This window comes from Pseudomonas putida, assembly GCF_022627325.1.
In the GTDB taxonomy this organism is placed as follows: domain Bacteria; phylum Pseudomonadota; class Gammaproteobacteria; order Pseudomonadales; family Pseudomonadaceae; genus Aquipseudomonas; species Aquipseudomonas putida_X.
In genome coordinates this window covers 22,571-34,736 of the sequence record NZ_JAETZZ010000004.1, presented here as the reverse complement: position 1 = coordinate 34,736, position 12,166 = coordinate 22,571, and the positions used below count along the sequence as shown (strand labels likewise).

The window sequence follows — 12,166 nt, the reverse complement described above, 5'->3', positions numbered from 1 at the left end:
GCAGCACCCTTGGCCAACACGCTTCAGGCACCGCGGTTCAACCCCACCTCCATGTCATTGATCAGCGCCTTGGCCATGGCACTCAGGATGCGCGCGGCGCTGCCGGCAACGAGGTTTCCCTCCATCTCCGCTTCCTCACTCAAATGCCGAATGCAGCCAAGCAGAACAGAAAGTTCGTCAAACGCGTGATCGAGCGGCACGCCCGGCTGGATGGCATACAGCCCGAGAAAGGTCTCTCGACCCGCCGTGGTTCGCGCTTTGAGGTCATCACTCATGCTCCCTCTCCAGCGTGGTCATGTGGCTGAAAAGGGCCCGCAGAAGATCGGTGAGGATGCCCATGTTGTCCAGCACCACCCTGCGTTGGTCTTCGCCCACGGTGCTGAGGTAGAGCTCGATGGTGCTCGAAAGGCTATCCATGAGCGCGGCGGCGTGAGCCTTGGCGTCTTCAAGGGAAAGGTCGGCGATTATCGTGATGTAGGGAATGGGGCAGCTGTCGGGGGGATCGGGAACGAGCTTTTTCATAGTCACTTCTCTCGGTAGAGGCTTCAGAAGCAACCACTCACATCCTTCTCACAGATTGGGTGGCAGCCATGCGCGAGGTGAGAAGACCGTGTCCGAGATCACCACGGCCAGACCGAAGCCTGCACGCGCACAGCTGCCATATCTGGCAAGCGATCTCAAACTACAGGCTTCTCACACCCGGTCGCAAAACCACAGCGACCGCGAAAAGTTACCTATGAGGTACAGGCTTGCCTATCAGACGGCATCCGACAGGGCTCGTAAGATAATTCGCCAAGCCCGTCTTTCTGAAGCATTTGGTTTCAGATTCAGAAACTTCTTACAACGGCCTGCGGCAGTTACGCCGCAGGCCGCCGCAAAGGGCTCAAGCCACCTCGGCCCCATCATCCGGCCAATGCGGCTCATTGGCCCCCGGTGGCGTCAGCGGTGGCAAGCCATAAGCAGCACGTGCATCGTCGCAACTGGGGTTGTGCACGCCGCCCTCCCACGATGCTTCAAACTCACGGCAAGGGCTGGAACGGTTGGCGTAGATGGTGCACGCCACTTCGCTGCCGATTTCGCCCTTGAGGCTGACGCAACGGCAGGGCTTGGCATCGGTGCCGATCATGGCTACCCGGGTTGGGTTGATCTGCACCACCAGGTCATCGGGCACAAGGCCACCGGCTGACTGGCATTCGCCCCAGAAGAAGGACACACGGAAGTACCCGCAGCAGGCGCCGCAGTCAAGGCAAGGGTTGTATTCGGACATGATGGCACGGAAGGGGAAGGTTATTGTTATCGGGGCTGGCCCGCGGCGCCATTTGTAATCGAAGCCAGGTCGGCTGAGAAGAGGGGCAATGAAAAATAGTTTGCCGCCGATCCGGCAAACATCAGGGGCCGCATCGCGGCCCCTGAAACTGCGCTATTTGCGGCTCAGGCCATCAGCCCGGAACATCTGCCGGATGCCCCGGATCGCCTGGCGAATCCGGTCCTGGTTCTCGATCAGGGCGAAGCGCACGTGGTCATCACCGTAATCGCCAAAACCGATACCCGGCGAGACACACACCTTGGCTTCAGCCAGCAGCTTCTTGGCAAACTCCAGCGACCCCAGGTGGGCGTACTGCTCGGGGATCTTGGCCCAGACATACATCGACGCCTTGGGGTTCTCGACCATCCAGCCCAGCTCGTGCAGGCCTTTGACCAGCAGGTTGCGGCGCTGGCGGTACTGTTCGGCGATGTCGCGCACGCATTGCTGGTCGCCTTCCAGCGCGGCGATGGCCGCCACCTGCAGCGGGGTGAAGGTGCCGTAGTCGTGGTAGCTCTTGATCCGCGCCAGGGCGCTGACCAACTCAGGGTTGCCCACCATGAAGCCGATCCGCCAGCCAGCCATGTTGTAGCTCTTGGACAAGGTGAAGAATTCCACCGCAATGTCCTTGGCCCCCGGCACCTGCATGATCGAGGGCGCCTTCCAGCCGTCGTAGACGATATCGGCGTAGGCCAGGTCGTGCACCACCAGCACGTCGTACTGCTTGGCCAAGGCCACCACGCGCTCGAAGAAGTCCAGCTCTACGCACTGGGCAGTAGGGTTGGACGGGAAGCCCAGGATCATCATCTTCGGCTTGGGGATGGACTCGCGGATCGCCCGCTCCAGCTCGTTGAAGAAGTCGACACCGGGCACCAGCGGTACCGAACGCACCTGGGCACCGGCGATCACTGCGCCGTAGATGTGGATCGGGTAGCTCGGGTTGGGCACCAGCACCGTGTCGCCTTGATCGAGCGTGGCGAGCATCAGGTGGGCCAGGCCCTCCTTGGAGCCGATGGTGACGATGGCTTCGCTGTCCGGGTCGATGTCGACCTCGTAGCGCTGCTTGTACCAGTTGGAAATCGCCCGACGCAGGCGCGGGATGCCGCGAGAGGTGGAATAGCCGTGGGTGTCTTCACGCTGGGCAACCTGTACCAGCTTCTCGACGATGTGCGGCGGCGTCGCGCCATCAGGGTTGCCCATGCTCAGGTCGATGATGTCCTCACCACGGCGGCGGGCAGCCATCTTGAGCTCGGCAGTGATGTTGAAGACATACGGGGGGAGACGATCGATGCGCGCGAAGCGGCGCGGCGAACCTTGGTCGGCCATGGTTTCCTCTACGAAACGTAAGCGCCCGGAACCGTCCGAGCGACGCTGGCCGCTGCGGCGGCCTGATTCAGAAGATAGTGCCGAGCAGGCGTATGTGTAAAGGATAATTTCCTGATTACTTAGAACTTTTCAGGCTTATTCTTTGAATTACCAGGATTTCATTGTTTGCACTGCCCTCTTCCAAGCTAAAGCCACTCACACGGTTGCCGTTTGCCCCCCAAAGAGGCCAGCACTGACTGACACCCATAAAAAAACCCTGGCACCAAGGCCAGGGTTTTTGATGTTGCAGGCGACTGTATCAGCGCGCGTAGGTCATCAGCACGTCCGCGGCAGTCTGGCTGTCCACCGACATCATCACGCTCAGGGCGGTGACGGTGAGGATGGAGAAGCCAAATACCTTGCGGGCCCACTTGCTGTCGTCCTCGGCCTTGTAACCACCCCAGGCCATGTACAGCCAGTACAGGCCCATGGCTGCTGCCACGGCCAGGTAGCCGAGGCCGGCGTAACCGCCGAGGGTGAGCATCAGGGTAGCGAGCACGAAGGCCAGCACGTACAGCACGATCTGCTTCTTGGCCGCAAGAATACCGCGCGCCACCGGCAGGACCGGAATGTTGGCAGCGCTGTAATCCTTGAAGCGGAAGATGGCGATCGCGAAGCTGTGCGGCATCTGCCACAGGCTGAACATCACCAGCAGGGTCACTGCCGCCAGGTCGAAGCTGTTGCTGACGGCGCAGTAGCCGATCACCGGAGGCATGGCACCGGACAGGCTGCCGACCAAGGTGCCGTGCACCGATTTGCGCTTCAGCCAGAGGCTGTAGAAACCGACGTAGACGATGAACCCGATCAGCGCGCAGAACGCCGACAGCGGGTTGGCCTGGACATACAGCAGGCTGAAGCCCGCCACCCCGAGGAGGGTGGCGTAGACCAGCGCGAGGGTCAGCGACATGCCGCCCTGGACCATGACGCGGTTCTTGGTGCGTTCCATCTTGATATCGATGTCGCGGTCGATGCAGTTGTTGAACACGCAACCGGACGCAACCACCAGGGACGTACCTATTACCACCGCCAGGAACAGGGCGAAGTCTACATGGCCCTTCGAGGCAAGGAAGAAACCGCCTGCCACGGAAAGCACGTTACCGAAAATGATCCCCGGTTTGGTGATTTGGATAAAGTGCTTAACGGACATGCAGTCTTACCTCACTTGGCCATCATTTCGTAGTGGATGCTGAACATGATCCACAGCGACAGGCCGACCAGCAGTGCAATCACCATGGTGGTGAACAGGAACGTCGACACGTTGGAACGCTGCTCTTTCGAGCGGTCCATGTGCAGGAAGTACACGAGGTGCACTACCACCTGGATGACGGCCATGGCCACCACGATCAGGACGGTCAGGTTCTTCGGCAGGCTCGGGTACATCACCAGGCCGAACGGGATCGCGGTCAGGATGATCGACAGTACAAAGCCGATCATGTAGGACTTCACGCTACCGTGGTTACCTTCGTGATGAGTGTCGTGTGCGTTAGCCATTACAGAACCCCCAGCAGGTAGACGACGGTGAATACGCAGATCCAGACCACGTCCAGGAAGTGCCAGAACAGGCTCAGGCAGCTCATGCGGGTCTTGGCGGTCGGCGTGATGCCGTGCTTGTTGATCTGGTACATCATGATTGCCATCCAGATCAGGCCGGCGGTCACGTGCAGGCCGTGGGTGCCTACCAGGGCGAAGAAGCCCGACAGGAAGCCACTGCGCTGCGGGCCGTAGCCCTCAACGATCAGGTGATGGAACTCGTAGATTTCCATCGCGATGAACGCAGCACCGAACAGGAAGGTCACTGCCAACCAGCCCAGCACGCCTGCTTTCTTGCCGTCGAACATCTTCAGCATGGCGAAGCCGAAGGTGATCGAGGACAGCAGCAGGAACAGTGTTTCTACAGCTACGAAATCGAGCTGGAAGATGTCATGACCCGACGGGCCGCCGGCAAAACTGCCGGACAGCACCGCGTAGGTGGCGAAGAGCGACGCAAACAGGATGCAGTCGGTCATCAGGTACAGCCAGAAACCGAGTACGGTCATCTGGCCCGAGTCGTGGTGGTGATCGTCGTGCCCATGGTCGTGACCATGAGCATCGCCGTGGATTACTTGACTGGACATTGATTACACCCGCTCAAACGATTCGACACGTGCGCCGGCAGGCAGAGCACCTGCTTTGGCCAGCGCTTTCATGCGCTCGCCTTCGATGCGCGCCACTTCTTCGGCCGGAACCATGTAGCCCTGGTCGTCACGCGCAGCGTGGCGAACGAAGACAGCGATGGTCGCAACCAGGCTCGCACCCACCAGCCACCAGATGTGCCAGATGAAGGCGAAGCCGAAGACGGTCAGGAACAGGCCCATGAACAAGCCGGTAGCAGTGTTGCTCGGCATGTGGATGGCTTCGTACTTGGCCGGAGCCTTGTACGCAACACCGGCTTCCTTGGCTTCGTGCCAGCAGTCCAGACCAACTTTCTCAGGCATGTGAGCGAAGTTGTAGAACGGAGGTGGCGACGAAGTCGACCATTCCAGGGTACGGCCGCCCCATGGGTCGCCGGTCACGTCCAGGTTCTGGTTGCGGTCGCGGACCGAAACGTAGATCTGGATCAGCTGGCAAGCGATACCGAACAGGATCAGCACGGCGCCGGCGACGGCAACGTACAGGTAGGGTTCCCACAGCGGGTTGTCGGAGTGGTTCAGACGACGGGTCATGCCCATGAAGCCCAGGGCGTACAGCGGCATGAACGCTACGTAGAAGCCCGAGATCCAGAACCAGAAGGCAGCTTTGCCCCACTTCTCGTTCAGGGTGAAGCCGAAGGCTTTCGGGAACCAGAAGGCGAAGCCGGCAATGTAGCCGAATACCGCACCACCGATGATCACGTTGTGGAAGTGGGCGATCACGAACAGGCTGTTGTGCAGCACGAAGTCAGCACCTGGAACAGCCAGCAGAACGCCGGTCATGCCACCGATGGAGAAGGTGATCATGAAGCCCAGGGTCCACATCATCGGTGCGGTGAAGCGCACACGGCCCTGGTACATGGTGAACAGCCAGTTGAACAACTTCACACCGGTCGGAATGGAGATCAGCATCGTCGCCAGGCCGAAGAAGGTGTTGACGCTGGCGCCGGCACCCATGGTGAAGAAGTGGTGCAGCCATACGGCGAAGCCCAGGATGGCGATCGCGCCCGATGCGTAGATCATCGAGTGGTGGCCGAACAGACGCTTGCCGGAGAAGGTCGAAGTCACTTCCGAGAACACGCCGAAGGCCGGCAGGATCAGGATGTAAACCTCAGGGTGACCCCACGCCCAGAACAGGTTGACGTACATCATCGGGTTCCCACCAAGCTCGTTGGTGAAGATGTGGAAGTCCAGATAACGGTCAACAGTCAGCAGTGCCAGTGCAGCGGTCAGGATCGGGAAGGAAGCGACGATCAGCACGTTGGCCCAGGTGCAGGTCCAGGTGAAGATCGGCATGTCCATCAGTTTCATGCCAGGTGCGCGCATCTTCATCACGGTGACGAGGAAGTTCACACCGGTAAGCGTCGTACCCAATCCGGATAGCTGTAGCGCCCAGATATAGTAATCGACACCCACCCCAGGGCTGTACTGAATGCCCGCGAGCGGCGGATAGGCAACCCAGCCGGTCTTGGCGAATTCACCAACGCCCAGCGAGATGTTGACCAGCAGCACGCCTGCCAGCAGCAGGTAGAAGCTCAGGGAGTTCAGGAACGGGAAGGCAACGTCACGTGCACCGATCTGCAGAGGAACCGCCAGGTTCATCAGGCCGGTGAAGAACGGCATCGCCATGAAGATGATCATGATCACACCGTGAGCGGTGAAGATCTGGTCATAGTGTTCAGGCGGCAGGTAGCCTTCGGAGCCGCCGGTAGCAGCAGCCAGCTGGGTACGCATCATGATGGCGTCGGCAAAGCCGCGCAGCAGCATGACCATCGCGACGATGATGTACATCACCCCGATTTTCTTGTGGTCGACCGTGGTCAGCCACTCGGTCCACAAGTAGGTCCACTTGCGGAAATAGGTGATAAGACCGACGACAGCGATACCACCGAGCGCGATCATGGCAAGCGTCACCATGACTATCGGCTCGTGATAGGGTATCGCCTCCAGGCTTAATTTACCGAACATCTCTTACTCCTCTGCACCGGCAGCTGGTTGCATACTCGATTCCACACCCTTGGTAGTGGCCAGATCTTTGCTGCCTGCTTCTTCGTGGCTCGGACGACCGCGGTTCATGCCTTCGTACTTGTCGACGATGATCTGGAACTGGTCAGGCGAGGCCTCGCTATACAGCGCGACTGGGTTGTTTTCGCTTGGTTTGGCCAAGGCGTCGTATTCGGCCTTGTCCAGCTTCTTCGGCGACTGCTTGACCTCGGCGACCCACTTGTCGAAGTCTTCCTGGGAGGTTGCAGTGGCCTTGAATTTCATGCCGGTGAAGCCAGCACCGCTGTAGTTGGCGCTGATACCGTCAAACACGCCGTTTTCGTTGGCGATCAGGTGCAGCTTGGTGGTCATGCCGGCCATGGCGTAGATCTGACCGCCCAGGCCCGGGATGAAGAACGAGTTCATCACGGCGTCGGAGGTGACGCGGAAGTTGACCGGGGTGTTAGCCGGGAAGACGATCTTGTTGACCGTGGCGATGCCTTGTTCCGGGTAGATGAACAGCCACTTCCAGTCCAGTGCGACCACGTCGATCTGAATCGGCTTCACGTCCGAATCCAGTGGACGGTAGGGGTCCAGCTTGTGGGTGGACTTGTAGGTGACATAACCCAGGGCAATGATGATCAGGATCGGGATGATCCACACCGCAGCCTCGATCTTGGTCGAGTGCGACCAATCTGGGGTGTAGGTGGCCGCCTTGTTGGAAGCACGGTACTTCCAGGCGAACGCCACGGTCATGATGATGACCGGGATCACCACCAGCAGCATCAGGCCGGTAGCGATGAGGATGAGGTTCTTTTGCTCAATGCCGACCTGACCTTTCGGGTCGAGCAGGGTCCAGTTGCACCCGCTGAGTAAAAGCATGCCTAAAAAGGGCAATATGCCAAACAGTCTGGGGTAACGCTTTTTACTCATCTCACGACCTCTAGATCAGCTTGCTTCAATGCAATTTGTGTTTTGGTAGCCAACACTTCGTCCTGCCAAGTGAGGCATTTCGCGCCCGAATACGCTCCTGCCTGGGGCCCGACTGCAGGACCTTGGCTCAAGCGTGTTAGCGGTGCTTATGGTTTCGTAGGCAACAGGCCTGTACTTCAGACCAAGTCCGTTTGGTGCGGGAAAACGCGGAGGGGTATCCGCCCGGTATCGCCGCTGGGCGAAACTTGACGAAGTCAGCAAAAGAAAGCGCTGGGGCTTCCTTCAATCCTGCGACTCGCAAGCAGTGCCGAACGGAAATTGGGGGCGATTGTAGTGAGGTCGCCAACCCTTGACTATGACTTATTGAGCAACAGTCTTTTACAGAATGCGTAACAATAGTGGTTGGAAATTCAACTTCGCGACAGTTTGTCGCACCCCGCTTGATAGGCCTCAAACCCGCGTCCTGCAAGGCTTTGTGGTTGATCTGGATCAAGCGGTGGGCGACTTTTCCCTCTTCTCTGTGGGTGCAAAAGACCACAGCAAAATCGGGACTTATGTCTAAGGCTGGCGCCTGTTGCGATAGATGCCCAGCGGTACCAGGATGGCCGTCAGCACGAACGCCATCAGTGCCCATTGCGCCAGGGACAAGCCGAGGATCGGCGGGTATGGCGTGCTGCAGAACCCGTCGACCTGGAAGGCGAGCGGCCAGAGCTTGGCCAGCGGCAGGTCGTCGACGATCGGCTGCAGGGTGTCGATACCGCAACTGACCATGGGGTTGGCGAGTATATACACATGGTTGCCGGCCGCAACGATTCCGCCAATGGCGCTAAGCACCACCAGCCCCTCGAACAGCGTGAGGCTGCGCCGGCCGGGCATCGCGGCGGCGATGAAGGCAAACACGGCGATGAACAGCAGGGCATAGCGTTGCAGGATGCACAGCGGGCAGGGCGCTTCGCCGAGCACCACCTGCATGTACAAAGCGCCACCGATCAGGGCGAGACAGATCACCCCCAGTAGCACCAGAAAGCGCCGTTCCCGATTCAGGCGCGATGTTTGTTCGTTCATTGCCGGTTCCTTCGATGGATAGGGGCAGCGTGGTCCACCTGCCTGGCGCGATTCTACACGCAGGTCTGACCGTTAGCGTGTCGAGGAAGCGGCAAGACAGCACTGCGAGGGCTATCCGGAGTGGGCTTGAGACCGGCGGGCGTGCCGTCGGTTCAACGCCGGCCGGTAAAAAAGCTGCTGCCCGGATGCCGCGCAGAGGCAAGCCCCTCGACACCCGGGAGTGAAGGATACAGTGATTAAAGGACGATTAAGGATGAAAGATGGCCGGCGTGGTTCATCTTTCCTTTATAGGAGAAATCGACGATACGCCGCCGGCCCTGAGACCAGCAGCGTGCCTGGGGGGAGCCGGCTTGCCGGCGATGGGGGCAGCACGGTCAATACATCATTCCAAGGCTGCCGCTGGCCCGAAGAACTCATAGCGGCTCTGCTGCGGCGGCACGCCCAGCGCTTCCAGGTAGCGCTTGATCACCGCCATGAAGCCCTTGGGCCCAAGGAAATACGCCTCCACATCACGCTCACTCGGCATCCATTCAGCCAACAGCTCCTGGCTCAACAGCCCAACCGCATTGGCATCACGCGACCCATCATCCTCGGCATAGCAATAGAAGCGCTTGAGTTGAGGATGCTGCTTGGCCAGCCCATCCACCCACTCGCTGAAGGCATGCACCGCACCATTGCGTGCACAGTGGATGAAGTGCACCGGGCGCTGGGTCTGAAGGGCCGCCTCCAGCATCGCCAGGGTCGGCGTGATGCCCACCCCACCACTGATCAGCACCAGCGGCTTGTCACTGCTGGCAAGGGTGAAGTCGCCGGACGGCGGAAACAGTTGCAGTGTGTCACCGACCATCATTTCATGATGCAGGTAATTGGACACCTTGCCGCCCGCCTCACGCTTGACGCTGATGCGGTATTGCTTGCCATCGCACAACGCCGAGAGCGAATAATTGCGACGCTGCTCGGCGCCGTCGATGAACAATTGCAAGCCGATGTACTGGCCCGGTTCAGCCTTGAGCACCGGTTTGCCGTCCACGGGGGCGAAGTAGAACGAAACGATCTCGCTGCTTTCCTGCTCGCGGCGCACCAAGCGGAATTCGCGGGTACCGCGCCAGCCACCGACGGCCTCTTCCTTCTGTTTGTAGAGGCCTTCCTCGGCGCCGATGAGGATCTCGGCCAACTGCCCGTAGGCCGCGCCCCAGGCAGCGATCACCTCGGCAGTGGCGATGTCCTTACCGAGTACTTCCTCGATGGCCCGCAACAGGCAGCTGCCAACGATCGGATAGTGCTCCGGCAGGATCTGCAAGGCGACGTGCTTGTTGATGATCTGGCCGACCAGGCCGCCGAGCTGTTCCAGCTGGTCGATGTGCCGGGCGTACATCAGCACGCCATTGGCCAGGGCGCGCGGCTGGTCGCCACTGGCCTGATGGGCCTGGTTGAACAGTGGGCGCACCTGCGGGTACTCGCTGAGCATCAACTGGTAGAAGTGGGTAGTCAGCGCTTCTCCACCGGTTTCCAGCAGCGGGACGGTGGCTTTGATGATTGCACGTTGTTCGGCATTGAGCATTTGCAACGACTCCTGAACCAGGGGCTTGGAAAGGTTGCATGTGCAGTATCAGTATTCGTGCCAAACTTTAATTCCATAAAGATCAAGCACTTATACTATTTGATGTCAAAAAGACCAGCCGCGGAGTATAGTCATTTAGACCAACAGGAGTCCTTATGACCGCAAAGCCGTTGCTCACCGCCCTGCTCCCCTTGGTCAGCGACCTGTCCCGCGACCTGCCCGACCAGGAACGCTACCGCCGCCTGCTGCAAGCCATGCGCGGCCTGCTACCCTGCGATGCCGCTGCGCTGTTGCGGCTGGATGGCGAATGGCTGGTGCCACTGGCGGTCGACGGGCTGTCTGCCGATACCCTGGGCCGGCGCTTCAAAGTGAGCGAGCATCCGCGCTTCCAGGTGCTGCTCAGCCGCGCCGAGCCCACGCGCTTCCCCAGCGATTCCCAGTTGCCCGACCCCTATGACGGGCTGGTCAATGCCCACGACGTCGACCTTCACGTGCATGACTGCATGGGCTGCCCGCTGATGGTCGACGAGCGCCCCTGGGGCCTGGTGACGCTCGATGCCCTCACCCCTGGCCAGTTCCAGAGCCTGGAGCTGGATGCCCTGCAGGCTTTCGCCAGCCTGGCAGCCGCCACGGTCACGGTGGCCGAACGCATCGAACACCTGGCCCTGCGCGCCGAGGATGAGCACCAGCGCGCCGAGATCTACCGCCAGGCCAGCGGCCAGGGCAAAGAGCTGATTGGCCAAAGCCCGGCGCACAGGCGCCTGCTGGACGAAATACGCCTGGTCGGCGGCAGCGACCTGACGGTGCTGATCACCGGTGAAACCGGGGTGGGCAAGGAACTGGTGGCCCAGGCCCTGCACCAGGCCAGCCACCGTGCCCACAAGCCACTGATCAGCCTCAACTGCGCCGCGCTGCCCGACACGCTGGTGGAAAGTGAACTGTTCGGCCATGTACGCGGGGCCTTCACCGGCGCCCACGGTGAGCGCCGCGGCAAGTTCGAACTGGCCAATGGCGGCACGCTGTTTCTCGACGAAGTGGGCGAACTGCCGCTGGCGGTGCAGGCGAAGCTGCTGCGGGTACTGCAAAGCGGGCAACTGCAGCGTCTGGGCTCAGACCGCGAACACACAGTCGATGTGCGCCTGATCGCAGCGACCAATCGCGACCTTGCCGCCGAGGTGCGCAACGGCAACTACCGCGCCGACTTCTACCACCGCCTGAGCGTGTACCCGCTGCAGGTTCCACCCCTACGCGAGCGTGGGCGTGATGTGCTGCTGTTGGCGGGGTACTTCCTCGAACAGAATCGATCACGCCTGGGCCTGAACAGCCTGCGCCTGAGCAACGACGCGCAATCGTCGCTCCTGGCTTACGGCTGGCCCGGCAACGTGCGCGAACTGGAACACCTGATCGGCCGCTCAGCCCTCAAGGCACTGGGCCAGCACCCGGACCGGCCACGTATTCTCACACTGCAAGCCAGTGACCTGGACCTGCGTACCGAGGCGGGCGTGGTACAGGCCCCCGCCCCGGCGCCCTTGCCGGCGCCGGCGCTGGCCGAAGGTGGCTTGCGCGAGGCTGTCGACGGCTACCAACGCCAGGTGATCGATGCCTGCCTGCAGCGCCATCAGGACAACTGGGCCGCCGCCGCCCGCGAGCTCGGCCTGGACCGCGCCAACTTGAACCGCCTGGCGCGGCGCTTGGGCCTGCGCTAGACGCGTTTCGTACAAAAGGATTAACCCAGAAAGCCTCTGGTTGCTTTCCGTTGGGCTGCTATATCTCCCTTACCACCGGTAA

General features: G+C 60.6%; 12 protein-coding genes. 1 reads left to right on the top strand and 11 read right to left on the bottom strand.

Annotated elements, in window-relative coordinates; translation table 11 throughout:
* Positions 1–23 precede the first annotated feature (23 nt).
* From JNA92_RS07720 to hmpA, 11 genes are all read right to left on the bottom strand, one after another.
* Positions 24–275 carry a DUF3077 domain-containing protein gene (locus JNA92_RS07720; RefSeq protein WP_241804151.1) on the bottom strand — a complete coding sequence of 84 codons (252 nt, stop codon included), beginning with the start codon at positions 273–275 and terminating at the stop codon, positions 24–26.
* Positions 268–522 carry a hypothetical protein gene (locus JNA92_RS07715; RefSeq protein WP_241804150.1) on the bottom strand — a complete coding sequence of 85 codons (255 nt, stop codon included), beginning with the start codon at positions 520–522 and terminating at the stop codon, positions 268–270. Before JNA92_RS07715 ends, JNA92_RS07720 begins: the two co-directional genes overlap by 8 nt.
* Positions 523–883: 361 nt before the next feature.
* A complete protein-coding gene (locus tag JNA92_RS07710) occupies positions 884–1,267 on the bottom strand; it encodes a YkgJ family cysteine cluster protein (RefSeq protein ID WP_241804149.1) in 384 nt (127 codons plus the stop codon).
* A 153-nt stretch (positions 1,268–1,420) separates the two neighbouring features.
* Positions 1,421–2,629, bottom strand: coding sequence for an alanine transaminase (gene alaC / locus JNA92_RS07705; protein WP_241804148.1), 1,209 nt, complete (start codon positions 2,627–2,629; stop codon positions 1,421–1,423).
* Between the two features lie 298 nt (positions 2,630–2,927).
* Positions 2,928–3,815 carry a heme o synthase gene (gene cyoE / locus JNA92_RS07700; RefSeq protein ID WP_241804147.1) on the bottom strand — a complete coding sequence of 296 codons (888 nt, stop codon included), beginning with the start codon at positions 3,813–3,815 and terminating at the stop codon, positions 2,928–2,930.
* Positions 3,816–3,826: 11 nt separating this feature from the next.
* Positions 3,827–4,159, bottom strand: a complete 333-nt coding sequence (gene cyoD / locus JNA92_RS07695) for a cytochrome o ubiquinol oxidase subunit IV (protein WP_012316180.1) — start codon at positions 4,157–4,159, stop codon at positions 3,827–3,829.
* Positions 4,159–4,782, bottom strand: coding sequence for a cytochrome o ubiquinol oxidase subunit III (gene cyoC / locus JNA92_RS07690; protein WP_241804146.1), 624 nt, complete (start codon positions 4,780–4,782; stop codon positions 4,159–4,161). The genes cyoD and cyoC overlap by 1 nt, the downstream gene beginning before the upstream one ends.
* Before the next feature lie 3 nt (positions 4,783–4,785).
* The gene (gene cyoB, locus JNA92_RS07685) at positions 4,786–6,804 is read right to left on the bottom strand and encodes a cytochrome o ubiquinol oxidase subunit I (RefSeq protein ID WP_241804145.1); all 2,019 of its coding nucleotides are present in this window, start codon (positions 6,802–6,804) and stop codon (positions 4,786–4,788) included.
* 3 nt (positions 6,805–6,807) lie between these two features.
* A complete protein-coding gene (cyoA, locus tag JNA92_RS07680) occupies positions 6,808–7,752 on the bottom strand; it encodes a ubiquinol oxidase subunit II (RefSeq protein WP_241804144.1) in 945 nt (314 codons plus the stop codon).
* A 558-nt stretch (positions 7,753–8,310) separates the two neighbouring features.
* Positions 8,311–8,817 (bottom strand): disulfide bond formation protein B, encoded by a 507-nt coding sequence (locus tag JNA92_RS07675; RefSeq protein WP_039601973.1) that lies wholly within the window; start codon positions 8,815–8,817, stop codon positions 8,311–8,313.
* Positions 8,818–9,199: 382 nt separating this feature from the next.
* Positions 9,200–10,378: an NO-inducible flavohemoprotein gene (gene hmpA / locus JNA92_RS07670; protein ID WP_241804143.1), complete on the bottom strand. Its 1,179-nt coding sequence runs from the start codon at positions 10,376–10,378 to the stop codon at positions 9,200–9,202.
* 155 nt (positions 10,379–10,533) lie between these two features.
* Between hmpA and norR the strand changes: the two genes are divergently transcribed.
* The gene (norR, locus tag JNA92_RS07665) at positions 10,534–12,084 is read left to right on the top strand and encodes a nitric oxide reductase transcriptional regulator NorR (RefSeq protein ID WP_241804142.1); all 1,551 of its coding nucleotides are present in this window, start codon (positions 10,534–10,536) and stop codon (positions 12,082–12,084) included.
* Positions 12,085–12,166: the final 82 nt, after the last annotated feature.